General features: G+C 54.7%; 18 protein-coding genes. 12 read left to right on the forward strand and 6 right to left on the reverse strand.

The window, feature by feature from the left end; all coding sequences use genetic code 11:
- Nucleotides 1-386: 386 nt before the first annotated feature.
- From Pla52o_RS05225 to Pla52o_RS05245, 5 genes are all read right to left on the reverse strand, one after another.
- Nucleotides 387-1,886: a mechanosensitive ion channel family protein gene (locus Pla52o_RS05225; protein ID WP_231612115.1), complete on the reverse strand. Its 1,500-nt coding sequence runs from the start codon at nt 1,884-1,886 to the stop codon at nt 387-389.
- 70 nt (nt 1,887-1,956) lie between these two features.
- On the reverse strand, nt 1,957-2,640 hold the full coding sequence (locus Pla52o_RS05230; RefSeq protein ID WP_146593579.1) for a PH domain-containing protein: 684 nt from the start codon (nt 2,638-2,640) through the stop codon (nt 1,957-1,959).
- A 523-nt stretch (nt 2,641-3,163) separates the two neighbouring features.
- Nucleotides 3,164-3,475 (reverse strand): hypothetical protein, encoded by a 312-nt coding sequence (locus Pla52o_RS05235; RefSeq protein WP_146593580.1) that lies wholly within the window; start codon nt 3,473-3,475, stop codon nt 3,164-3,166.
- Nucleotides 3,476-3,521: 46 nt separating this feature from the next.
- Entirely contained in the window at nt 3,522-5,210 is a 1,689-nt protein-coding gene (locus tag Pla52o_RS05240; RefSeq protein WP_146593581.1) for a DUF11 domain-containing protein, read from the reverse strand.
- Nucleotides 5,211-6,841: 1,631 nt separating this feature from the next.
- Nucleotides 6,842-8,005, reverse strand: coding sequence for a sialidase family protein (locus Pla52o_RS05245; RefSeq protein ID WP_146593582.1), 1,164 nt, complete (start codon nt 8,003-8,005; stop codon nt 6,842-6,844).
- A gap of 773 nt (nt 8,006-8,778) precedes the next feature.
- On the opposite strand from Pla52o_RS05245, the gene Pla52o_RS05250 reads away from it, so the two are divergent.
- The 3 genes from Pla52o_RS05250 (at nt 8,779) to Pla52o_RS05260 (ending at nt 12,156) form a co-directional block, all read left to right on the forward strand.
- The gene (locus Pla52o_RS05250) at nt 8,779-9,885 is read left to right on the forward strand and encodes a baeRF3 domain-containing protein (protein WP_146593583.1); all 1,107 of its coding nucleotides are present in this window, start codon (nt 8,779-8,781) and stop codon (nt 9,883-9,885) included.
- A gap of 31 nt (nt 9,886-9,916) precedes the next feature.
- Entirely contained in the window at nt 9,917-11,182 is a 1,266-nt protein-coding gene (locus Pla52o_RS05255) for a hypothetical protein (RefSeq protein WP_146593584.1), read from the forward strand.
- A gap of 197 nt (nt 11,183-11,379) precedes the next feature.
- On the forward strand, nt 11,380-12,156 hold the full coding sequence (locus Pla52o_RS05260; protein WP_231612116.1) for a CAP domain-containing protein: 777 nt from the start codon (nt 11,380-11,382) through the stop codon (nt 12,154-12,156).
- A 414-nt stretch (nt 12,157-12,570) separates the two neighbouring features.
- Here the strand turns inward: Pla52o_RS05260 and Pla52o_RS05265 are convergent, their stop codons facing one another.
- Nucleotides 12,571-13,476, reverse strand: coding sequence for a metallophosphoesterase family protein (locus Pla52o_RS05265; RefSeq protein ID WP_146593585.1), 906 nt, complete (start codon nt 13,474-13,476; stop codon nt 12,571-12,573).
- A 565-nt stretch (nt 13,477-14,041) separates the two neighbouring features.
- On the opposite strand from Pla52o_RS05265, the gene Pla52o_RS05270 reads away from it, so the two are divergent.
- The 9 genes from Pla52o_RS05270 to Pla52o_RS05305 all read left to right on the forward strand — a co-directional run bounded on the left by Pla52o_RS05270 (nt 14,042) and on the right by Pla52o_RS05305 (nt 25,884).
- Nucleotides 14,042-17,131, forward strand: coding sequence for a DUF1553 domain-containing protein (locus Pla52o_RS05270; protein WP_197169021.1), 3,090 nt, complete (start codon nt 14,042-14,044; stop codon nt 17,129-17,131).
- Between the two features lie 78 nt (nt 17,132-17,209).
- The gene (locus tag Pla52o_RS05275; RefSeq protein ID WP_231612117.1) at nt 17,210-18,670 is read left to right on the forward strand and encodes a DUF1501 domain-containing protein; all 1,461 of its coding nucleotides are present in this window, start codon (nt 17,210-17,212) and stop codon (nt 18,668-18,670) included.
- 343 nt (nt 18,671-19,013) lie between these two features.
- Complete coding sequence (gene madL, locus Pla52o_RS05280; protein ID WP_146593587.1) at nt 19,014-19,421, forward strand: malonate transporter subunit MadL; 408 nt, start codon at nt 19,014-19,016, stop codon at nt 19,419-19,421.
- On the forward strand, nt 19,418-20,194 hold the full coding sequence (gene madM, locus Pla52o_RS05285; RefSeq protein WP_197169022.1) for a malonate transporter subunit MadM: 777 nt from the start codon (nt 19,418-19,420) through the stop codon (nt 20,192-20,194). Before madL ends, madM begins: the two co-directional genes overlap by 4 nt.
- A 22-nt stretch (nt 20,195-20,216) precedes the next feature.
- Nucleotides 20,217-21,716: an acyl-CoA synthetase gene (locus Pla52o_RS05290; RefSeq protein ID WP_146593588.1), complete on the forward strand. Its 1,500-nt coding sequence runs from the start codon at nt 20,217-20,219 to the stop codon at nt 21,714-21,716.
- A 34-nt stretch (nt 21,717-21,750) separates the two neighbouring features.
- Nucleotides 21,751-21,876, forward strand: a complete 126-nt coding sequence (locus Pla52o_RS27650; RefSeq protein WP_261343335.1) for a hypothetical protein — start codon at nt 21,751-21,753, stop codon at nt 21,874-21,876.
- A gap of 564 nt (nt 21,877-22,440) precedes the next feature.
- Complete coding sequence (locus tag Pla52o_RS27315) at nt 22,441-22,599, forward strand: four helix bundle protein (protein ID WP_231612173.1); 159 nt, start codon at nt 22,441-22,443, stop codon at nt 22,597-22,599.
- A 361-nt stretch (nt 22,600-22,960) separates the two neighbouring features.
- Nucleotides 22,961-23,686, forward strand: coding sequence for a hypothetical protein (locus tag Pla52o_RS05300; RefSeq protein ID WP_146593589.1), 726 nt, complete (start codon nt 22,961-22,963; stop codon nt 23,684-23,686).
- An 86-nt stretch (nt 23,687-23,772) separates the two neighbouring features.
- Nucleotides 23,773-25,884 carry a caspase family protein gene (locus Pla52o_RS05305; protein ID WP_231612118.1) on the forward strand — a complete coding sequence of 704 codons (2,112 nt, stop codon included), beginning with the start codon at nt 23,773-23,775 and terminating at the stop codon, nt 25,882-25,884.
- Nucleotides 25,885-25,914 lie beyond the last annotated feature (30 nt).

Consider the following 25,914-nt stretch of genomic DNA (forward strand, 5'->3'; position numbering starts at 1 on the left):
CGACGATCCATGACGACGAGCCATAGCGGAGACCTATCCCGCAGTTTACAGCGACGGCACGACCCGCTGAGTCCAATTCGCCAGCTCGGAACCAGTGATGCAATCAGCGAGTGTAGAATCCATTTATGGCGGTATCGGATCCCACGCTAGCACAATAAAAAAATGGACGTGGGATTCCAGGCGTCGCTGCGTTCGCCAGTTGTAAGGCCCGTGCCCATTGGCCAGCTTTCGCTGGCCGGCGTGTGATTGGCCGGTAGGAGCCGGTCCTACATCTCACCTCATTTTTGAATAGGCTCTAGCGGTGCCACGACTTGATCGGATTGGGGGCTGGGGGGCCGAATCCTGTTTTATCGATCCCAGCTTGTCGAAGTATTTCGATTGGGGCGTCAATCGATCAGGTTTTCTTCGCCGTCATCCTCTGCTTCATCGGAGTGCCGCTGGATTTCGTCCGACATGCTGCGCAGGTTGCCTTCCCCCTTGCTCGCATGGACTGTGTCGGCGAATCGTTTTTGTGAATTCGGCTTCCGGTTGTCGGCAACGGCACCGCGCTGTGTTTGCACCCTGTCCGGTTGTTCTCCTGACAACATTGCCACGGGCACTCCGTTGGGGAACACGACTTCACGTGCTTCATCGGGCATGCTGATATTGGCTTGAGTCAATGCCGCTTTGGCAAGACGCATCAAGGCGCTGCTTACTGAGGCTGCGTCGAAACGTTCGCCGTCGAGCCAAAACAAAACTTGCAAATTTACGGTTGATGCACCTAGCGACTCAACCAACACGAGCGGTGCCGGATCGTCTAAAACGGATTCGTGCTTTATCAACTGTTGAAGAACGATCTCTTGCGCTTCGGTTACCGAGTCGTCGTAGCCGATCCCGATGGTGAAACGCTGTCGCAAGCGTGGCGAAGAAGAGTAGTTGATGATGACCGATTTGTAGATCGTGCTGTTGGGAATTTGAATGTGATTACCGTCAAGCGTCAGCAACAGAGTTCCGCGAGTCGTCACCTTACGGACGAAGCCTTTGTAGCGGTCCAATTCGATCAAATCGCCGACGTTGAAGGGGCGATTCAAACTAATCAACACGCTGGAAAGGTAGTTCTCTGCAATATCACGAAACGCGAAACCGAGTGCGATGCCGACCAATCCCGTACCACCGAGTACCGTGACCGCCAACCGGCTCAGACCTGACACCTTCAATGCGATGTAGAGTCCGATCAGCATCACCAACACGGCAACAACGCTGGCAATGACTTGCTGCAACAGTTGGCTGTCGATTCGCCGCGCCGTCATGCGACGCGCGAGTGATGCTAACAGTTTAGCGACCCCGTACGACAAGAGCATGACCAGCGTTCCCACCACCAGCAGCGGGATCAATTGAACTAAATCACGTGCAAGCTGTTTTAATTGAACGACAGCCGGTGAGACATCCCAGACCGGTCTTGCTTCCACCGAAACATTATTCACGACGGCAACCACATCGGTCGTGCGCTGCGCGACTCGTTCCGCCCAATCGCGATGTTGCTGAGTATCGGCAACTCCATTCAGAAAGACGACGCCTTCGTCGGTGGAAATTTCCACCGAATCAAACCAGCCCGTCGCATTGAGTATGCGCTCCAAACGCCCCGAAATGTCCACGTCTTCGGTGACCGGTTGGACCTCAATCTTATCGGGGGCTTCGATCACCTTCTCCTCGTCCTGCGGTGGCTCGATAGCCGCTTTTGGATCTGCGTCGCGTGGAATCACGTCCTGCGGATTCGCAGTCGCGATACCAAGTGCATTGCCGACGAACACGAAGACCACCGATAACATGATTCGGCGTGATGCGAGGTGCAAATGTTTCATGTTGACCGCGATTCGGTTCGTTGGAACTGCTGATTCAAAATTCATTCACGAACTCATGCCGGCGATACGCGGTGCGGTGGGCATCGCGTGCTGCGTGGCACTGCAACAATAGTTTTCATGCTTGGTTTTCACGAATGTGTTCGATGATTCGTTCGGGTTGCGGCAGGCGGCGAGCCACCACTTCCAAATCATCTTGGCCGGAGCTAGAAATGCCGACGTCGCCAACATTTAGCAATCGTTGAATGAACGTTTGGTTGAGCTGAATGTTTCGCACGTCGTCGTGTTGAACCTCCGATGTCTGGCGAGACACGATGCCTTCGCAATAAATCGTTCGATCATTCGTTACTGTCAACGTCGTGAACTGGCTTAATAACATCCAGCGACCGATGACGGCGGCCACGGTTAGCAGCGTGATCAGACAAAACCACGTCAACAGCGACACGGGCCCAAGGGCCATTGTTTCGTTCAAAGAGTAACCCGCCAACGACATCCCCGTCACCGACATTAGCATGAGCACGACGGCGGCGAGAGCGACAATGGACAGAACGAGTGTCGCTATGGGGCGGGCACGAAACACAACCGGGTGGACTTTGACAAGGGTTCGTTCGCCAAGTTCGGATGTGCTGCGAGTTTCGCGAGGTTTACTTTCGACTTCGCGAACCGACGACACCACGGCGGTCGGCATTTCCACCTCGAATGGCTTCTCGCAACTCGGACAAACCAGCGGACCGTCAAGATGCTCGATCGTGGTATCGACTTCGTGTTTACAATTGGGACACTTAAGGGTGAGGACTTGCATGGTGAGTCGTATCGGCGTTGGAGGAGAAGGGGGAATGCAATCCCTTTATCGGAGATGCACTTGATGTGCCGATCGGGAGCCGAGCTTTTGCCAAGCTCGGACATCTAAGAGCTCGGCGTCGAACAAGCTCGGCGTCGAACGATTCAGCCAAGCGGTTTCGCTTGTCGACCTCGTGAACACGTTAGCGAGCTCATCCAAACCGATGCCTGATGCGTGCATAGCATCGAGCAATCGCGTTTCAGCCGACGTAGCCGCGTCGATGGTTCGCGTTACGCGAACGCAGGCGCCGTTCTTGTCCGCGCACTTGTGCGTCGCCCCTCATCGTGGAGATCGCCTCAACGATCGTTCGCTGACGCAGGCACCTCGGTTGCTTATCCACCAAGTTGGTCGCACGGGGACCAGAGAGCCGGAGACCAGAGCAGCGGGAGGGACAGAGAGCCGGGGACAGAGCAGCGGGAGTGCCGGGGACAGTGATCGCACGGAAATCCGCTGAGCGTTGAGATCTCAATTGGGCTGGCGGACATCAGGTTTTGATATTTTTTAACCTCCCATTTTCTAACCGTCTCATCCGGTGCCCCGCATCGGTGGCACGCCCGCAGCAAAATGCTCTGTCCCCAAGCACTCGCCGCAAAATGCTCTGTCCCCAAGCACTATATTCACTGTCCCCAAGCAATTCATCGGGGAATGCGTCGGAAATGATTGCCCACGAATCACGCGAATCCGCGCGAATCGACTTTTGCTGGGTGACACCAATTAAATTCGTAATGAAACGATTGAAAAAAGGCTTGGTAGGATTTTCGCCTACCAAGCCTCCATAATCGTGGCCAAGATTCACTCAAGCTCGCTAACTTAGAGTGGTTGCAGTGAACCGTTGCTACACATTATTTGGCCGCTTGATCGAACAGGCGAGTCGATTCTTCGACGGTCACTTCTTTATTGAGCGACTGACTATTGAGCATCGCGGCGAAGCGAACGTCGCCATTACCGGTGCACTTGACCGTGACCTTGTAGTCGGCACGGTCCCCTGCTCGCATAGTCTTGATCGGCTTAAAGGTGATCGTCGATCCATCGACACTATGCTCGGTTGGTCCCTTGGCACTCACAAACTCAAGGCCTTTGGGTACTTCAGCCTTTAGCGTCACGCTGCTGTCGTCGGCATCGCCTTCGTTCCAAACTCGGATCGAATAAACAACGTTCGACTTTTTGGCAACAGGATCTTCGTCGTCAAGAACGACCATTTGCATGGCAGCCAGACGCACGACCTCGGCGCGTGCCATGGCCATTGACTCCGTTTCGCTCTTAGCATCGGCTTGGTCGTCAGCGGCGTCGACACTACAGAGGTAGCGAGCTACGACCTTGGTGGGTAGTGTATCCACGTCGCCGGTTCGCACGGCATACTCGAAAACGGCGGTTTGGCCAGCTTCCAAGCGTTCGATCGTGAACGATTTGTCGCTCATTGCAAGCTCGACGTCGTCGCCGTTTTTGCCCTCGTTTTTGTCAGCCGAACCTTGCTTGGCTTTTTTTGCATTTTTCGCCATCGTTGGCACGTCTTGCGATTGATCGCTTGACTTACCGGACGATTGATTCGAAGACTGCATTGTTGGTTCGCTGAAATCGACTAGGTTGCAGGCCTCGGGCCAGAACACATTGACACGAACGTCATCGGCCGCTGCATTGCCGGTGTTGGTCACGTGCGCGGTGAAAGTAGCGAGTTGTTCACCGTACAAACGATTCGGTCCATCGACCTGAACCGCCAAGTCGGCAGCAATCACCTCGGTCGTGGTCTCTTTGCTACGTGACTTTAGGTCACTGTTTTCAGCTTTAGCAATCGCGCGACTGCGGAACGAACCTGGCTTGCTAGCATAAACGCGAGCGAGGAAGTTGCGAGTGTCACCAGCCTTGAGACCGTCAACTTCAAACTTCAGTGTTTCGTCGCCATCGATGGTCGCCAGTCCATCCCCTAAAGTGTCGGTCACTATGAACGGCCCGACATCACCGCTACCTGCGTTCTTGACGGAGTATTCAAGCTCGATCACGTCACAGCGATCGGCTTGTTTGGGCGCCACCTTGGTTAGCTCGAGTTGTGGCTTGACGACTTGGCTGGTTAAACAGATCGCAGGCATGTAGTTGACGATGGCCAAGCAACTTCGCAGTTCGCCTACTTCATCAGCCGAAGCTGTCACGTTAACCGTTTTGCTTTCACCCGGTTTGAGCATCGCGATCTTCATCTCGCTATTACGCTTGCCCTTTTTGTCCTGCTTGGACTCAACGCTTTGCCTGGACTCAGCATCCTTAGATCCTGTCGACGTCGTTTCGACTGAAAAGCCTTTGGCCTTCAATTGCTTCAGTTCGATATCGTGAATCGTCACATTGTCTGAAGCGTTCGTAATTTTGACGGTGTAGGTGAACTCTTCACCGACGCGAACTTCTTCGGGCATGTTCGCGGTTAGTGTCAACAGACCATCTCCTGTGGAGAGGGTTTCCTCGGCTTGCGCGGTAATGGCGATGCAGGACGCTGCGGCAAGTGCGGCGGTCACTGATGCGAGCCGCCATGTGCTTCTCTTACTCATGATATGTCCCTTCGATTGGAGTGAAGTGATCGGTTCGGCGACGAGTAAACAATCGAACCAAGAAGTGAGCGGGACTAACGCTCCCGTGCTGCAGACTCTCTCTCCACCCGCAGATGCCGTGCCGCTAGTCTACGATCGAACCTCGGCTACCTTGATCGATTCGTCTTTCTCGAGCCTCTCGTCAAAGCTCCTGGTCTCGCCTGTTCTTTATCGAGAATGACAGCAAGCGAATAAGAGAGCCTGGGACATTGAGCCTGGGACAGTGAGCTCACAGAAATTCGTTGAGAACGCATAAGGCAAATCGGCTGGCCGGCACCAAGCTTCGTCATTTTCTAACCTCTCCTTTTCTAACCCTCTCGTCCGGTACCCCGCCGTGATGCTACGCCAGTAACAGTACGCACTGTCTCGCCGAGAATCCTGTCCCCAGGCATCCGAGCAGTAGCGTAGCCATGAGCAGCGGCGCCACAGTACCAGAGGGACACAGCATCTTTCCGGAGTGAGGTTCCAGAGTTGTTTGATTTTCTTTGTGAATTCTGTGTCTTTTTTTGGCTAGAAAAATAATCGACGATGCCACTCACCAATGCACCGCAAGCGTTTTATCGTCTGCGGAAAAAATAAGTCAGTTCGGCCACATCTTCGGAGGACGTGATTCCATCGTCACAAAGGATGTGACAGATCGACCAGAGTTTGACGACGATATAGAAAGGTTGTGGCAGGGAGATGGGCTAGTCACGAAAGGGCACAAGGGACACAAACGAAGAAAAGAAAGAGCTTTGAGCGGACGTACTTCTATATGTAGAAGCTTGGTCCGCCAAAGTTGATTCGCAGGCCGGGGGCGAAGCGGGCGGCTTTGAGGTAACCGAGGATTTGTGGGATGTCCGCATCAGAAAATCAAGGACAGGAAAATCAAGGACAGGAAAATCAAGGACAGGAAAATCAAGGACAGGAAAATCGGGGACGGAAAATCGGGGACAGTGATTGCACGGAAATCCGCTGAGCGTTTGAGATATCAAATGGGCTGGCCGAAACCAAGTTTTGATATTTTTTAACCTCCCATTTTCTAACCGTCTCATCCGGTGCTCCGCATCGGTGCCGCGCCCGCAGCAAAATGCTCTGTCCCCCAGCTCTATCGTCTGCGGAAAAAATAGGTCAGTTCGGCCACATCTTCGGGGGACGTGATTCCATCGTCACAAAGGATGTGACAGAGCGACCAGAGTTTGACGACGATATAGAAAGGTTGTGGCCATGGAGATGGGCTAGCCACGAAAGGGCACAAGGGACACAAAGGAAGAAAAGAAAGAGATGTGAGCGGACGTACTTCTATATGTAGAAGCTTGGTCCGCCAAAGTTGATTCGCAGGCCGGGGGCGAAGCGGGCGGCTTTGAGGTAACCGAGGATTTGTGGGACAGGAAAATCGGGGACAGTGATTGCACGGAAATCCGCTGAGCGTTTGAGATATCAAATGGGCTGGCGGACATCAGGTTTTGATATTTTTTAACCTCCCATTTTCTAACCGTCTCATCCGGTGCCCCGCATCGGTGCCGCGCCCGCAGCAAAATGCTCTGTCCCCCAGCTCTCGTCCCCCAGCTCTCACCAACCACTGTCCCCAAGCACGGTCCCCAAGCATGATGTCAGTGAAGGTTGAAACGAAAATAGAGGAGGTCCGCCTGCTCGTGGCCGTCGATCCGGGCCCGCTCGGTGAAGACGACAAGGTATTCTCCATCGCCGATCTGCGCGATCGTTGGATATCCGTAGAAGTTCATGTTCAACCGCCGCTTCGGCTCGAATTCCTCGACTGCCCAAGGGCGTCGCAGATCGTATCGCTGAGTCCAGTTCTGCGACTTTCCTACCACGTCATCAGGATCGGCCGTGTAAATCTGCAGCCCTTGTTGGTCGTTGGGCAGCGAGTAGCGAGTACTGTTGAGCGCGATCAGCAGATCACGATCGTGATCGTAGATTAGTTGCGGAGCAGCGCCCCAGTGCTGGTCCGGCGGGATGTTGGTCGGCTCGGGCTCGGTCCATGTTTTCCCGTTATCGTGGCTTTCGATCTGGAGCAGCGGGTGCCCCTGCTCGCGTCGGTCGTCCCGGATCAGCGCAAGCATGCGGTCGTTACCGCACCAAGCGCCGGCGATCTCGGTCAACGCATACTTCCGATTGTCCGTCACGAGCCGACGGTTGTCCCACGATACACCGTCGGGACTGGACGTGATGTACCGCCGACACCCCAACATCATGTATCGCTCGATATCGGGGTTGTAGAACATCTGCCCCGTGCTCCAGACACCGGGGATCCCGCTCTGCTGTGGGTCGGTCCAGGCCTCAGAGACTTGAGGCTCCGTCCACGTCTTTCCGCTATCATCGCTGTAGATAAAGTATCGCCCTTCTGTCTTCCCATCCTTGGCGAGGTGTCGGAAGAACACGACGATCCTGCCATCCCTGGTGACGCCTCCATGGACGTTGCGGTCATCATATTGGTCGCTGTTGTAGACCGTTTCGACCTGCCCCCACCGGTCCGCCTCCGGATCGTAGGTCATTCGAACAATGTGTCCGTTGGTGCCCGTATGGTCTCCCTGGATGCCAGGATCGAGGCGAAAGATCAGCATGATGCGCCCATCGGCGAGCGGCGCGAGGAACCCCTCGGACGTGTGGTCATCGCTGAACAAGACTGGCTTGATCTCGGTGGTCCGCAGCGTCCCTTCCTCGTTGGCCGCGACAGCACTCTGGCTTAGAGCCAGCAGTAGAACTCCGGCCAAAACCCTAGGGGTGACAGTAATAAGCGGCGTCTGTTTGGTCATCGGGTAACTCCAGTTGGCTTGGGGGCGACCTACGCAACGCGTCTGAATCGAAGGCGATCCTTCCGCGATCGGTATGGGGCAAAACAAATGCCCTCCTCAAAAAGAGGCTGGATAACGAACACCGCAAGAAACCGACGTTTCATGTTCGGCTAGCTTTCACTGACACGTCTCGCCATCAAGAATCGAATCGAGCAATGGACGCAAGATAGAGTACTCAAGATCATACCGGGACCAAGGAAGGACCTACCAGAGGGACGTCGAATCTTTCCGCTGCCACGCATTCAGAAAATGGCAGGCAAAAAATTAGCTCGCAAAACCAGGCAAATCGACTTCGCAGGCGCGCCGCGAATTGAAGGAAACGCGGTTCGATTCAATTTCCACGAGGACGATCCCGTCTCAACGTGGACCCTCGACGTCCAAACGTGCGATAGGCCATTTCTCAGCAGCCCAAGGCTAAAAAAATATCCAACTCCGCAGGATGAATCGCTGACCGGGTCCCACTTCGAAGTCGATCCCCTAGCAACATGCTCTGTCCCCAGGCAACTGTCGATCCCCGAGCAACATGCTCTGTCCCCAGGCAACTCGTCCCCAGGCAACTCGATCCCCGAGCAACATGCTCTGTCCCCAGGCAACTACAAACAGTTTCGAGAACGAAGTTTTGAGATGCCTGTGGCATCAACTTTGCATTGTCGATGTAGTCGCGATTGCCACAACCGCACGGTTAGAAAATCGCGGCTGAGACAACTCAAGTTACGCTTTCAAAGGAAATCCTCATGACCACCACGACTGACGCAACAACTCCACAGGCTCTCAATGCTGACGATTTGAAGGAATTGGCATCATCGACCGGAAATCCTTGCGTATCTCTTTTGATGCGAACCCACCGCAGCGGTCGCGAAGTCCAGCAGGGACCGATTCGCCTTAAAAACCTGCTCAAAGAAGCGAGCCAGAAACTGAAAGCTGTGGGGCATGACGACGGCATTCTCGATCGCCTGAAAGCCCAATCCAGCGATAGCCAGTTCTGGCAACATCAAGGCGAAGGGCTGGCGATTTACTTAACACCCAACGATTGCCGCATGTTTCGCCTCAATCGCAGCGTCGACGAAAAGGTCTGTGTTGGCAACTCGTTCTTCATTCAACCGCTGATTCGTGAATCCAATTCCGGTGGCGAATATTTTGTGCTTTCGCTTTCCTGGGACGAAGCGAGCTTATTTCGTGTCGCGGGGAAATCCTTCACGATGGTCGAAACCCGCGCACTGCCTGCGAAATTCGATGATCTCGTTTTGCCGCGTGACCCCGAAGAAAGTTTGCAATATACGAGTCACCGCAGCGTCGGTAACACCGCCGGAACCTCCACCGCAATGTTCCATGGCCACGGTGAGGGCGAAGACAAAATCGAAGCCGACCGTGACCAGTACTTATCGCTCATTGGCGATGAAGTGGCGGGGGCGATCTACAACACGGGGCTACCGCTATTGGTCGTAGCTACCAGTGAAGTGACAGGACATTTCGAGGCCACGACGAAAGTCCAAGTCGACGCGAGAGTCGACGGCAGCCCGTCCGGGTGGACCGACGATGAGCTACGCGAGCGTGTTCACAAAGCGATCGCACCTCAATTGAAGCCCGACCACAGCGAGTTCGTGGAACGCTTCGGCACGGCGATGGCGAATTCCAAAGCGTCCGCAGACATGGATGAAGTCTTGAAAACGGCGAAAGCCGGACGCGTCGATTCGTTGCTGGTGTGCAATCACGAAATTCATTGTGAGCAAACCAATCAAGTTGTCCTTGAAACACTGCGTCATGGCGGCGATGTCTTGCAATGCAGCCCCGAATGCATGCCCAGCGATGACGCCGTCGTCGCCGCGATTTTCCGTTGCTAAGCGTCAACATTCCCTTAATCAAGTCAATCCAATGAAATCCACACGACTGCTCGCCCTGCTCTCCATTGCGTTCGCCGCGATCGGGAGTGCGAATGCTCAAGATCAATCCGCCGTTCCCGACGGTTCCGCTTCCCAAATCAGCGACTGGGCGCTGGCAGGCGTGATCTGGAGCGACGCCAGTTTGACGAAGAAGCTCGCCAGACAAGCTGCGGAGGAAGCAGATTCACCGGAACAAGCTGAGCAGTTCAGGAAGCTGTTCCAGCAATCTTCTCGGATTGTGGAAGCGATGGAGACGTTTGGTTGGAAACAGGTCAAACAGACCGGCAATGTGAATGGCGATCGCTCGCTTGAGCCAACTGGCAGCAAGAGTTCGCTGCCAGAACTTCAAAGCACGCCAGCTCGCAACGACGTGTCAAGTGACGAAGCGGTTGGAGCCGCATTGGCGAGGCCGACGAATCTCTCAACCGCCGACGCTGACTCGTCCAAACGTCGCGAGCGACCGAAATCACAGACAGCACCAACGCCCACACTCGACTCTCGCATCGAGCGATTCGACACTGAAACTCCTGCGGGTCAGGATGACCCGGGAATGGACGATGAACGCAGTGGTAGCGGCTTATCGCTCGACGTCGACAATTATCGTGTCGACGACTACATCGACGAAACGCCCGCTGAAGCTCGTAACCGAGCCGATGCAATCGAAGACGGAGTGGAAGGCGCGATCGCGGCAGCATCCGGTCGTCTCGGCATCGGAACCCGAGGCACGGACCATATCAGTTATCGCGAAACGCAAACACGTTCTGCCACGTTGCCCTACGCTGAAGATTCGATCTATGACTCCGATGACTACGACCCAGACGCGGACTACGATGTCAATAACCCCCTGGGCGCGAACTCCATTAATCCTGCAAGCGTTAATCGAGGCGACAATGACGACGACATTGATCGTGGGGACCCCGCCCAGGTTATCGATGGCGAAGACGAGTTGCTGGCCGCGATGGCTCGTGAACAACAAGCGACACGAGAACCGACAACGTCGGCCGCAGCAACACCAAGGCGACCGACGCGGACTGACCTGAATCGCTACACCGCCGAACGTTCCAAATACATTCAAGACGCGAATTGGGTACAGTTCCACTTGGATGCGAATCAAGCGGTATGGACCAAGTTCACGACGCGAGAAAATCTAAATCGTCGACTCAGCGACTCGCTGGTAAAACTCAGAGCGGACGTCAGCGTCGCACTCGAAGCCACCGACAACGAATTGCTCAAGAGCATCCTCATTCAGGTGCAATAACGTCGCCAAATCAGCCTGACCGATACAACACCCACGGTAAAGAGCACGAAGCCCTACTCGCGTTCGCTCTTTGCCGTCGGCAGGGGATGGTTACGAATGCGACTACGGCAAATCGCATCGAGCCCGCGATGGCATCATTGTTGCGTCAACGTTGATAAACCCGCAAACGTCCGATCCTTTAAAGGGTGAACCTAGCCATGTATCACACCGCTTGCTCTATCTCGTTGAATCTATTCCTCGTCTTCACGACCATGACGGTCGTGAGTGGGCAAGAGGGACAATCGACCTCTTCAATTCCGGCGACGGGCAAAGCGACCGCTGGATCATCGAACATGATTGCTGAAGTCGAGCAGGCAATCGTCGATCAAACCAACGAGTTCCGCAAATCGAATCAGTTGGACGCCGTGCAGCGTGATGAACACTTGACGCAAGCCGCTAAGAAGTTTGCCGAGTTCATGGCCCGAACGAGCAAGTATGGTCACCGAGCCAACGACATGACACCTGCCGAGCGAGCGGAGGCGGCGGGCTACGACTATTGTATCGTTCGCGAGAACATCGCCTATCGAACCAACTCGGGGGACGTCTCTGCTGATAGTTTGATCGAAGTGTTTGTCCAAGGTTGGATCGAGTCGCCGCCGCATCGCGAGAACATGCTCGCCGACTATGTCACTCACACTGGGGTTGCGGTCGCAACAACGGATGATGTCACGTACTACGCAGTGCAGATGTTTGGGCGCCCGAAGTCAGCAGCATTCCGCTTAAAACTGACCAACGAGACCGAGGAAACGAAAACGATTGAATTTCGCGCCAACGATCGGCAAGACGAAGTGGAGTTGCAACCTGGGATGATCCTGACCATGACGCGATGCTTCCCGACGAAGGTCTCCGTTGCAGGAAGCGAGGCCACTACTAAAATCAAGTCCGACGCCAACTTAAAATTAACGCTCAAGGGACTGGTGAAATCGAGCGACTAAATCGTGTCGCGGGAATCACCTGACTCCCCAGCGTCCCATCACGCCGACGAATGATGGCGAATGCCACTGCGTTTACGGAAACGCTGGCAGAAACAGCACATTCCGTGGAGGGCGACTTTAGGCTGGCCGAGGGGCAGCATTCATTTCGATGAGGGGTTCGTTTTTTTTTGCCCCCCGTTACGCCAACTCGGGGAAGGTGTGATCCGGCCTGCTTGGCACGCTAGCCTTGACCAATTCGAGTCGGCAACGACCAAGCGTGCGCCTCCCCCCTAGCCCGCGCCCCCCCCCAAGCTTGCGCCGGTTTGTTAAAGCAACGCTACCGGGATGGACTCTAATCATCCAGCAAAGTGCTCTGTCGCGATGCCTTCTACTCTGCCCATCCGCGATTTTCGTTCTTTGCAGCTCCGGCTACGCTTAACGCCATGTCAGCGTTTTCGTTTCGCCGTTCCAGCGATGCGCTTCATCGGTCGTATGCGTGGTGAGCGTGACGCCGGTGGCGGTAAGTTTTGCAGTGGTCCAACCCGTTGTCGATTTTTGGGGATCGGCAACGTACGACGTCGCTGGCATGTTCAGGATGTGGATACCTCGATGATTCGCGTAGCCGCGATCGTGGATGTGTCCGTGAATGTAGGCTTTAACCCACGGACGCGGTCCAATCACGTCCCACAATGCCTCGGAGTCAATCAGACCGCCGGGGAAGTGCAAGGGATCTCCGCCCAGTCGCGGATTGTGGTGCGTCACAATGATTGCCGGCTTGCTCTGAAAACGATCCAGGGCAGATGCAAGCCACTGGAGTTGCTGCGTGCCAACCGTTCCTTGGGTCACCATGGTCTTTTGCAATGAGTCGAGCAGAACGAAATTGGCGTGCTCGGTTTCGACGATGGCAACGTGTCGCGATTCGACGGGGCTATATTCCGCTCGCTGTTCCTTCATCACTCCGAAAAATGCTTCGCGGTTGTCGTGATTGCCCAACGTCAGATTCGTCTCGATACCAGCGTCTTGAAGGGGACGGATCAACTTTGCGAACAGCCGGTAGTCACCGGGTTGGCCGTCCTTCAACGCCAAATCACCGTTGATGAGTACACACACCGGCTTCGTCGGCCGGTTGACCAATTCCGTGACCACCTTTCGCAGACGGCTGGGAACCGGGGATTCCTCCGGCTGTTGTTCGCCAATGTGCGTATCGTTCAGCAGATAAACCAGATCGGTTTCCACCTCCGCGGCTTCTGCTGCGGTGGAACTGCGTCCACACAATAGCATGCTCGCGCCACTAACTTGTAGGAGTCGCCGACGATTCAAGGCGGGAAGGTGAACAGGCATAATGGGCTTCTAGATAGGTAAAGGTCACAGGTGATCTTGCAAAAATATCGTACCACATCGCGATCTGCTTCCTCACATGAGCAGGGCAATTCAGTGTTTGAATGGCGACACGCTCCCCTTCGTCGGCGATCAAGTTACAAGCATCGCCGATGCGATCGTGAAACTTTTCCGCCTCGTTCATCGGTAAGAAACTTGGAAAAAGCGACAAGCCGTTGCGGTGAAACCTTCGTAAAATATAGCGGTTTTTAAACGCTCGTGGTGCTAACCCCCATGACATCGTCTTGATCAACGACGCGGGACGATCTGTCCGACGCCCGCGGGTAACGTGTTCGAGTTGGACGGGGCGACGTCACGTTGCCCCGCATGCGACTCGGCACACGCAAATGCTTCTTAGATTCCCGTTAGCGTACCGGATGGTGTGAGCCATCATCCGTGAAACGAACCGTGTACACTAATGACGGGTGAATCGGCAACGATGGGCAAAACGATCTCAAACATTGCCGAGTCTATCCCCTCCGCCTCGCTACACTGCTTTGCGTCCCTCTCACAAGCACCCTGCTGCACTATGGATTCATTTCTCAGTGTCGATGATCACTCTGCGAGCATGCAGCAGAAACGCGACGCGATCAACGATTGTCCTAGCGTGTTCGTTCGAGAGATTGCTAAACGGTTCGCACTCGCAATCCGTTGTCTTGGCGTCGCCGGTTTTGTTTGGTTCGTTCCAGCGATTGCTGCTGCGGGTGAACCGGTTGACTTCGTGACCCAGGTTTTGCCGATCGTTCAACAGCATTGTATTCGTTGTCATTCGCCCGGGATCGACAAAGGAAACGTGTCGCTGGCGACGGCAAGTGATTTGTTAGAAGATGATTACATCGTTCCAGGCGATTCGGACGCGAGTCCGCTGGTCGATTTGATCATAGCCGCCGATGGCGGCGTGCCAGAAATGCCCCAGCAGAGCGAACCGCTTTCCGAACGAGAAGTGCAAACGATTCGAGATTGGATTGATCAAGGCGCGAGTTGGCCCGACGACGTTGTGATCCATGAAAAATCCAAGGCGGACGAAACGTGGTGGTCACTGCAACCGATCCGCAAAGCGGACACCACAAAGACGAGCATCGACGACTTCGTTCGCGAAAAACTTGCGGAGCACGATCTTAGCCTGAGTCCGATCGCGGATCGTCGTACTTTGATTCGTCGCCTCACTTTTGATCTGCATGGATTGCCGCCGTCACCCGAAGCGGTCGCAGCATATGTCAGCGATCCCGACCCTCAGGCGTATGAGAAACTCGTTGACCGTTTGCTCGATTCACCGCACTATGGCGAGCGATACGCACGTCATTGGCTCGACATCGCTCATTACGCAGACACCCACGGATTCGAACGCGACATGCGACGCGACAACGCGTGGCGGTATCGTGATTACGTCATCGGGGCACTGAACGATGACAAACCGTACGATCGTTTTTTGCAAGAACAAATCTGCGGCGATGTGTTGTGGCCCGAAGATCCGCAAGCGGTAATCGCGACTGGTTTCCTGGCGTCCGGTCCGTGGGATTTCGTGGGGCAAGTCGAAACGAAAAGCGATGAACTACGTCGCGCAGCACGCTCACTTGACCTCGACGATATGGCCACCCAGGTGCTGACCACGACGATGGCGATGACCATCAACTGCGCTCGATGTCATGATCATAAACTCGATCCCATTTCACAGCGTGAGTATTACGAACTGCAAGCCGTCTTTGCCGGTGTCAAACGCGAGGATCGCCTCGTTGGTGGACTCACATTACAGAAGTACGAAAGCGACAAGACTCAGCTGACCCGCCGACTTGGCGAGATCGATTTTGAGATCGGGAAACTGGAAGGCACGGGAATCGACTTGGCGGATTTGGTGGGCGGTGGTAACGGGCATGGCACGGGAAAATATCGAGACGGCATCGACGTCCGATCCGGTGCGATCGATCGTCGCGATCTCGGTTCGCTCGGCACGGTTGTGACGAACAAGTTCACGCCGTCCGAGTTGCCGTATGTCGATGGTGTCTTCATTCCCAATGGACACGAGGACAACGCCGGGATCGTGGTTAGTTCGACCGGGATCACCGTGTCGGGACTGCCTAGCACATCAGGTGCCGCTTGGGACTTGATTCGCAATGGTCCGGTGACCAGTCAGCATTCGACCGAACTTGGTGGCATCGATTTCACAAAACCGGGACATTCCGTCCTGGGAATGCACGCCAACGCAGGGATTACGTTTGATCTGGATGCGATTCGTCGTGTTAACGGTGTTCGTAATGCCAACGATGACGGCGCGTTTCGATTCACAGCCAAACTTGGCTATTTTGGCGCAGTCGGCAGCTTTCACGCTGACGCTTGGGTGTTCATCGATGGACGCCTAGCCGCCGAGTATCGCGGGATTCGGCGCGACGATGGCTTGCATCATGTTGACGTTCCTGTGACTCGGGAGGCACGATTCTTGACCTTGGTTTCCACGGATGGCGGTAACGGTTACGGGCATGATCAAATCGGTTTTGGTGATGCGAAATTCATCGCCACGGAATCCATTTCGCTGACAACCCGCGAGCAAGAACGGCTCCAAAAACTGCGCAGCGAACGCGGTTCGGTATCTGATCGATTGGCAAACCTCGGTCCACCGCCGAGGTTCTACGGCGTTTCGTCATCCCTGGACGTTCCCCAAGTTCATGTTTTGATACGGGGCGACCCCGAGTCACCAAGCGGTGAGCCACTTGCTCCCGCCGCACTCGGTTGTCTAACGATGCTGCGGCCCGCCCTCGCAGTTCACCACTCGAATGCATCCCAACGGCGTGTCGCGCTGGCGAACTGGATCACTCACCCCGACAATCCATTGACGCCGCGTGTGATCGTCAATCGCCTGTGGCAATGGCACTTTGGTCAAGGCATTGTCAACACGGCGAGTGACTTTGGCTTTGGCGGCGGACGTCCTTCTCACCCCGAGTTGCTTGATTGGTTGGCGACCGAATTGTCCAGCAAGAGTGGATCCCTCAAGGCAATGCATCGCTTGATTCTGAATAGTCAGACGTACAAGCAGCAATCAAGTGATGCGAAGGAATTGGCGGGTGTGGAATTGGATGCTGGGAATCGACTGTTGTGGCGTCAGAATCCACGTCGCATCGAAGCGGAGGCGATTCGCGATGCGGTGTTATTCGTCAGTGGCAAGTTAAATCTCGAGCGTGGCGGTCCAGGGTTCGAAGATTTTGAGTATCAAGAAGCGTACGCTCCGATCTACACCTACCGGACCGCCGATCAACCCGAACTTTGGCGGCGCAGTATTTATCGCTATATCGTTCGTACGACACCCGACGGGTTTTTGACCACGTTGGATTGCCCCGATCCTGCGAATATGACGCCCAAACGGAATACGACAACCACCCCGCTGCAATCGCTCGCAATGCTGAACAATGATTTCATGCTCAGGCAAGCTCGCTATTTTGCCGAGCGAATTGAGCAGGAGGTCGGTGTCGCACCAGAACGCCAAGTGGAGCGGGCTTTCGAATTGGCGTTTGCAAGAAAACCGTCGGCACAGGAATCGCAATTGGCGGAGCCGTTTGTCAAAGCCCAAGGACTCTTCTCGCTATGTCGATCGTTGTTAAACGCCAATGAATTTGTTTACTTGGATTAAGGAGATCGGTCGAAACCAGGAGGCTAATTCCACGAAAGGGGTGATCGCCTCTGCAAACGCCTTCCATCGAACCTGCTCATGAATCAAAATTCTCGCTCGCCTCAATCCTCATCCATCACTCCGTCGATGCCGCAATCGTCACGGCGAACGTTTCTGCAAAATGCAGGCGGAGGTCTTGGTGGGCTCGCGCTGACAGCGATGCTGGCGGGCGAAACCCAGGCGGCAATTCACCATGCCCCCAAGGCACGGCGAGTGATTCAGATCTTTTGCCCTGGTGGGATGAGTCACCTCGATACGTTTGACCACAAGCCCGAACTGGTAAAGCGAGCCGGTCAGCCCTTTGACCCTGATGGCAAGTTACAGTTCTTTGCGTCCAAACCAGGCAATTGCCAGCCGAGTCATTGGGAATTTCGTCAACATGGCGAATCGGGGATGTGGGTCAGCGACTTGTTGCCCAAGTTGGCGACGTGTGTCGATGACATTGCCTTCATTCACTCGATGCAGAGCAAAACGGCGTTGCATGGTCCGGCCTGCTTCATGATGAATACGGGATTCACGCTTCCCGGTTTTCCCAGCATGGGATCATGGGTGACGTATGGACTTGGCAGCGAAGCCGACGATCTACCTGCCTTCGTCGTGTTGCCCGATCCAAGAGGCTTGCCACCGGGCGGCATCATCAATTGGGGAGCCGGTTTCTTGCCTGCCGTTCACCAAGCGACGATGCTGGACACATCGAATTCGAAACAACCGATTGCCGATTTGTTTCCGCCAGCGGAATTTGCGGAGCAGAGCCCGTCCTCGGAACACGCAGGATTGGACTTTCTGCAAAAATTGAATCAATTGCATCGCGAGACTCGCAGCGGTAACAGCGAGTTGGATGCGAGGATCAAGGCCTACGAAATGGCGGCGCGATTACAGCTCAGTGCCCCCGAAGTCACCGATATTCAATCCGAGAGCGAGTCGACAAGGCGTCTGTATGAGGTCGATCATCCCGAGAACGGTCCGTTTGGTCGGCAGTGTTTACTGGCGCGTCGATTGACCCAGCGGGGTGTACGGTTTGTCCAGATCTATTGTGGAGCAGAGAACACGACGGCCAAGAAGATCCGGCCCAATTGGGACAGTCACGAAGACATCGTTCGCGACCATGGCTATTGGGGATCCGTGCTGGACTCCGGTGCCTCGGCGCTGCTGAAGGATTTGAAGGCTCACGGGATGCTCGACGACACGTTGGTGATTTGCACCACCGAGTTTGGCCGCCAACCGGGGGCGCAAGGCAAGGAGGGGAAAGGCCGCGACCATAACGCGGGTGCTTTTACGGCTTGGCTCGCAGGCGGCGGAATTCGCGGCGGCGTCCGTTATGGTGCGACCGATGAACTCGGATCCAAAGCGATCCAGTCGCCCACGTACTGTTACGATTTGCACGCCACGGCGTTACATCTACTTGGGATCGATCACCAGCGGTTGACCTACTATCAAAACGGCATCGATCGTCGGCTCACTGATGTGCACGGTCACGTCATCCAAGAAATTTTGGCATAGCGTTCAACTGCACTTTAATGCTCAATGAAAGTGCTTTATCTCGTTGCCTTTTCCTTCGCCTTTTCCTTCGCCTTTTCGTTTGCCTTGCCTACGTAGGCCTGCATCCAAAGGTGCAGCGATGACAGAGGCCGAAATGGCGGCGCTGATGAGGGAATGTTTTACAGGGCGTTTCGCCGGACTGCGCGGTCAATGCATCTGCAGCAGTCAGATAGAACGACCCGTTTTCTGCATTCCTGGGAGTCAATATCAAGAGAATTTCCAAGCGAAGCCCGCTGCCTCCCTATGATCCGGCTCAATAGTGTATCGTATCCGTCGACTGACAAATTCCATTGAAGGAGTGTTGATGGCCATTTACGGAACCGCATTGTTATCGCTATGTCTGATCGCCGGTTTGATCGCTGGCAAGCTGATCGGGTTGGCCATTGGTATTGACGCCAATGTGGGCGGTGTCGGCATCGCGATGTTGTTGCTGATCCTGATTTCGGGTCGCTTGCAAATCAGTGGATTCATGGCCAAGCCTACGCAGAATGGCGTGCTGTTCTGGAGTTCGATCTACATTCCCATCGTGGTGGCGATGGCGGCGAGCCAGAACGTACGCGCGGCGCTTAGTGGTGGGACAGCCGCGATCATCGCCGGCGTCGTGGTGGTGATTGCAAGTTTTGCAATGGTGCCGCTGATTAGTCGCATCGGACAATCGAATGACCATTTAAAATCAACGCTTGAATCCGCTTCGACAGGAGACGACGCGTGAATGAACTATGGCAAGCTATCGAATCCGTACTGACGAAGTACTCGTTGGTGACGGCCTTTGCCGTGGTTGGCACCATCGTGTGGATATCCTACGGAATTTCGGCGAAAGTAACGCGCCATCGGATGCACGGTTCAGCGATTGCGATCTTGGTTGGTTTGCTGCTAGCCTGCATCGGTGGCGTAGTGACCGACGGAGAAAAGGGGATTGCTGACATCGAATGCTTGGCAGGGATCGGTTTGATGGGCGGCGCGATGTTGCGTGACTTTGCCATCGTCGCGACGGCGTTCGGCGTGCGGTTAGATGAGTTTCTCAAGACCGGTCTCAGTGGGGTCGTTTCACTGCTTGCCGGAGTGCTGATGTCGTTTTTGATTGGTGCGATCATTGCCTATGGCTTCGGATATCGAGACGCCGTCAGCATGACCACGATTGGCGGAGGAGCGGCGACTTACATCGTGGGGCCCGTCACCGGAACTGCACTAGGAGCGACGAGCGAAGTCATCGCGCTCAGCGTTGCTGCGGGATTAGTAAAGTCGATGCTGGTGATGACGTTGACACCCTTTGTGGCAAAGTGGATTGGACTCGATAATCCGCGTTCCGCACTCATTTTTGGTGGGCTGATGGGAACGACTAGCGGTGTTGCCGGTGGTCTTGCAGCCACCGATGAGCGACTCGTCCCCTACGGTGCGATGACGGCCACGTTCTACACCGGGCTGGGATGTCTGCTAGGACCCTCGGTTATTTTTATCGTCATTCGAGCCATTGTTGGAACATGAATCTAAATTTAAGGGCCATGAAATGAAACAACTACCCATTATCGAACGTGCCATGGCACACGGTGAACGAATCGCAGTTTGCTCCGCCACGGGCACCACCACGTATGGTGATCTTGTCGCTGCTTCGGAATCGGCCGCCGCGACGCTGCTCGCGGGAGCCGACGACCTGAACGAAGCTCGGATCGCGTATCTCGTTCCTGCCGGAGAAGGATACATCCAGACGCAGTGGGGGATTTGGCGCGCAGGCGGGATCGCCGTTCCGCTCAGCACGTCGGCAACCGAGAAAGAGCTTGAGTACACGCTCACCGACTCGCAGACAAGCACGGTGATTGCAACGAGTGAGCTTATTCCGCGGCTCACTTCGCTTTGCAAACAACTCGACATCCGATTGCTGTCGGTCGATGATGTGCCATCGACGCCCACCGCTCGACTACCTGAAATTTCGACCGAGCGGCGTGCGATGATTCTCTATACCAGTGGAACGACCAGCAAACCCAAGGGCGTCGTCACGACTCACGCCTGCATTCAGGCTCAGATCGAATCGCTGGTCGACGCGTGGCGTTGGCAACAGGACGACCGCATTCCATTGTTCCTGCCGCTGCACCACATTCACGGCATCATCAACATCATGTCGTGCGCGCTATGGTCCGGAGCACAACTCGAAACCTTTCCGCGATTCGATCTTGATACCGTCCTGGGCCGAGTCGCCGATCATGCCTACACCGTGTTCATGGCGGTGCCGACGATCTACGTCAAGGTGATCGAAGCGTTGGAGGCCATGCCGAGCTCCGAATGTGATCCGATCGTGCAAGGCTTTGCCGACATGCGATTGATGATTTCCGGTTCAGCCGCCTTGCCCGCTAGCGTGCATGAAAAGTGGTCGGAACTGACGGGCCAGAAGTTGTTGGAACGTTACGGGATGACCGAAATAGGCATGGCGTTATCGAATCCCTATGACGGGGAACGCCGCCCCGGTGCAGTCGGTCAGCCACTGCCCGGTGTCGAGATACGGTTACAGGACGAATGTGGTGAATCGATCACCAACGAAGGTGTTTCAGGGGAGATACAGGTTCGCGGCCCGAACGTCTTCCAGCAATATTGGAATCGACCCGATGCAACAAGCGAGTCCTTCGTCGACGGCTGGTTTCGTACTGGCGATATGGCCGTCATTGAAAACGACTACTTTCGTATCATGGGACGCAGCAGTGTCGATATCATCAAGAGCGGCGGTTACAAGCTGTCTGCTCTCGAGATCGAAGCCTCTCTGTTGGACCACCCAGCGATCACTCAGTGTGCCATCGTCGGTTTACCAGACGATACGTGGGGTGAAGCCGTCGCGGCTGCCGTCGTGCTGAAGCACAGCCAGGCACTGGAACTTGAGTCGCTTCGAGGGTGGTGCAAGGATCGAATCTCGCCCTACAAGATCCCACGTAAGTTGCTCGTCGTGGAAGAACTCCCCAGAAACGCAATGGGCAAAGTGACCAAGCCGGCGGTATCGCAATTGTTCAATCAGATCGATTAGGGGCGTGGCTGGCCGGAACGGTTGCGAGGTGGGGATGGCATTAAAGTCTGTGGCCCTAAAGTATGCGGCCGAAGGTTGGCGTCCTCGTAGGGCGAGCGTGATTGTCGATTTTCGCGTCGGATTCGGTGTGACCGACGTCGATGCGAGTAAAGGGGCATGAGCAATGGTCATGGTTTGCCCAAGATGATTTGGTGTCAAGCTTCGTTCTACGCTTGAACAACCACTCTGGCGTCAACATTGAGCACCTGCGTTCCGCATCAGAGTTTGGCGAGACGATCTGTCCCACATCACCACGAAAAACGTCTTACTAGTAGCATCGGCTTCTAACCTGTGTTCTTTGACAAGCAGGATGCTTATCCCACGATAGAGTTTGACGGATTCGACTGCGGTGAAGCTCCGGCGTGAGTACGCGCACCTTCACGCGTCTGCTTACCGTGAGTCGCCTTAGCATTGGGCCACACCGGAATAAACTCAGTCTTCAGGTTTCAGACTTCAGGCATTAGGAAAGGAAAGCATGCATGCGAGACTACAGGAAACTGCGAGCGTTTGAGTCGGCCGATCAACTGGCTATTGCTGTCTACAATTGCACATCAACGTTTCCCAAAGAGGAAATGTTTGGGCTAGGCTAAGCTCACAGCTTCGCCGCGCTGCCGTTTCCGGTCCATCAATCATCGTTGAAGGAAACGCTAAATGATCACAAGCCGACTATGTTCGCTTTCTCCAAATCGCTTACGGTTCGGTTTGCGACGTTGAGTACCAGCTTTCGCTAGCACAAGGACTCTCCTACCTCGAAGAAAAGGTCGCTGCCAACGTGATTTCGGTCGCCAACGAAACTGGACGCGTCCTCAACCGTTTGCTGCGTTCCCTGAAGTCTGGCTCCTGAAGCCTGAGCAAGCGCCCCATGGGAGCCGAACCGACACTTCCGTCATGGCAAGGCGAGCACGCTACCCGCTACCTCAGGGGCGCAAATGCATCGGCCTGCGTGACGTTATCGAGGCGGTTTCTCCGTGGTTTACAGAGTTCTCTGCTGCTGTGATTTTGCAAATCGCAGCGTTTCGTGCAGGGAAGGCTTCGCTGCCAAACAAAAAAACGAGAGAACTTTAATTGCACCTCAGTATGGGGGGCGTTAGGATTGCCAGGGGGTGGGTTGACAAAGGCATGCGTGTTGATCCTTCACCAGGATGGGTATCACCGTCGATGGACGGTTCTCTTTCTTTCACGCCTTAGGGCACGAGGTACACAGAATGCGTTTGAATCACATTGCAGTTGTAGCGGCGTTGATCGCGACGAGTACGTCGGTATGTTTCGCACAAGACGCGAAGCAAGAAGCGAAGAAGGGGGAGACCAAAGAAATCCGGTCCAGCCTTTCAAAAGAGGGGAGTACCACGCCCTGTCTGGGTGCTTGCACGATTAATTTTCAAAAGGAATTGGGGGCCGATTTTGCATACTTGATACCGTTGGGAAGCCAAATTCATCAAGCTCGAATCACTCCTGATCCCGTAACGATTGCGGTTGCGGCGCGCAGTCTCGCTGCTGCGGAAGCCGCCACAGGAAAGCAAGCGAAGGTGACTGCCTCACAGGTCATGGCGGAAGCCGTTGACTTGGCCAAAATGCGTGGCGATGCGAAAGAACTCAAGGCAATTGCTCAACTGGTAACCGATGCGACGACGAAATCGGAACTCAATCAACTCGTGGAGCTTGCCGAAGATTCTGCGGCGGAACCCGGTGAAGCGTCAAAGTCACAATATGGAGACCTGACCGTCATTAATCACACTCCCCATGACCTGAAGATTATGGTCGACGGGCATGTTGTTGGTCGTGTTCGTTCAGGACGAACACGACGAATGCACGTCCACGCCCATGCTTATCATAATCACTATGACGCTTACTGCATGGCGGATGGTGACCTGATCCGACACGCAAATGCGAGTGGGCACAATCACGATTTGACTTGGCACATCGACGAGTAGGCCAAATTTGAACTTCACTTCTCAAGCCCTCATGCGATTTTGCGTGGGGGCTTCTCTATCAGAGTTCAAAGCACGAGACCATGATAGTGAATCGCTTAATTCTGTGGATGGCTCTGTACTTCACTGTTGTTTCATCAGGCGAAGTTGCTCATGCCGAACGCATCGCTCTTTTGATCGGGTGTTCCGACTATCAGTCTGAGAAAATAGACGACCTGCCGGGAGCTGCCAATGATGTTCTTGCGTTCAAGCAACTCCTCGAAAACGAACTCGACTTTGACCGAGTCACCACGCTTACTGGCTGGACCGACGACGTCGCAACGCGTCCTACTCACGATCGTATCCACGATGCCTTCGAGCAATTAATTGAATCTGCATCGCTCGACTCTCAGGTCTTCATTTTACTGTCAGGTCACGGAACCAACGTTCCAGTTCCGGAGTCCCAGGCGAATCTTCTTGATGTGTCCAATCCCGAACCTGACGGGCTGAATGAGGCGTTCCTTCCTGCTGACGCACACGCGGATGAGAATCTGATCCTTGACGACCAAATCGGTCAGTGGCTGGATCAACTCCAAGAGAAAGGCTCGCACGTTTGGATCGTCTTCGATTGTTGTCACTCAGGAACGATGACGCGGAGTGTTGGCGCTAGCGACGAGGTGCCTCGGTACGTTTCGCCGAGCGTAGTGGGGGTATCGGCGGAAGTTCTCGAAGCAGCCCGCCAACGTGTTGAAAAGGGGGCGAACGTTTCGAGTGAAGACGAAGCGAAGGAGTTGGCCAAACCGAGGCAATCAAAGGGAAGTGTCGTGGCCTTTTTCGCAGCGAAAGCACACCAAACGGAAGCCGAGTTGATCCGCCCAAAGAACTCAGGAATCAAACGCGGGCTGCTTGCGTATCATCTTGAACAAGAGTTACGAGGACGCAAGTCCGGCATCACTTATGGAGATTTGAGCCGTGCACTAATAAGCCGTTATCAGGCTGACGGTCGCCGACACCCATCGCCGTTCTGGGCGGGGGACCTTAATCGTGAAGTCTTCGGCTTGCGATCTTGGCCTGAACAAAAGCCAATGTTCCTGAGCCGAGAGGGCGACGCGTTGGTCGTCTCGGGTGGCCGATTGGCTGGATTGAATCAGGGAACCGTCCTTGAAGTTTTTGCGCCCAGTGACAAGGCACACGAAACGCCGATTGGAACGGTTGAAGTTAAAACGGTAAACGCCACATCCGCAATCGTCGAGCCTACCGAATCGTCGGTTGCGGCTAATTGGCCCAACAATGGTTCTTGCCGAATTCTATACCACGAAAGTGATCGTACACCGCTGCGATTGTCGTTGTTGGCATTGTCTGGCTCCGCTTTGAAACCGTTGCCCCCCGAAGGGCTAGCCACAGCAATCCGCCAACAGTTCAAGGATTCGTCGATTCTTGTCAACGATGAATCCAATGATTGTGACTGGGCGTTTGTCTTGCTTGAAGAAACCGGCGATGCCGTTCTGGTCCTCGGCGAAGAACTGCAGCGACTATTACAGAACGGCATGTCTTCGTTGGAAAAGATTCCTCAAGCTAGATTCAAAAAATCCGATCTTGGCGATGTCGCGAAAATCGCTGCGGAGATCGAAAGCAATCTTACAAAGGTCGAAAAGTGGAGCAACCTGAACAAGTTGATGGTTGCGGCCGGAGCCGAACTGGATCCAAATCAAGATGTCCGTATTGAGGCGCGTGCGGCTGATGGATTGTTGATCGGCGATAGCCAATTGAAGCCAGGCGAGATCGTTGAACTTCGTGCGACAAACAAAAATTTGAGCCGAGACTATTGGTATGTCATTCTGCAACTCAACAGTCACTACGGAATCGGGCTGGTTGGGGGCGAGAATGGATTGGGAGTGGGAACGTTACGTCATGCTCCTCGAACCGCGCCGCCACGACCACAACCAATCTATCGTTTCCGATGTAACGACGATGCATCAGGATCATTCGGGCTGATCGTCATCGCGATGAACACACGCGATCATCCTCACACGCCGAATTTTGGTTTTTTAAGACAGGAAAACTTTGGTGCGGTGGTGAATCGTCATACGACGGAGTCGCCTACGACTGAGTTCGAGCGACTGTTAAACGGTACACTCAAATCTCCAACCAAATTTCGTAATCAACAAGGTTTGGACAGACCACAGATACTCACGTGGACATGGACGGTATCGCCGCCGTAGCCAAACAAATCCGATCAATGCGGGGGCTTT

This window comes from Novipirellula galeiformis, from assembly GCF_007860095.1.
Classification (GTDB): Bacteria; Planctomycetota; Planctomycetia; order Pirellulales; family Pirellulaceae; genus Novipirellula; species Novipirellula galeiformis.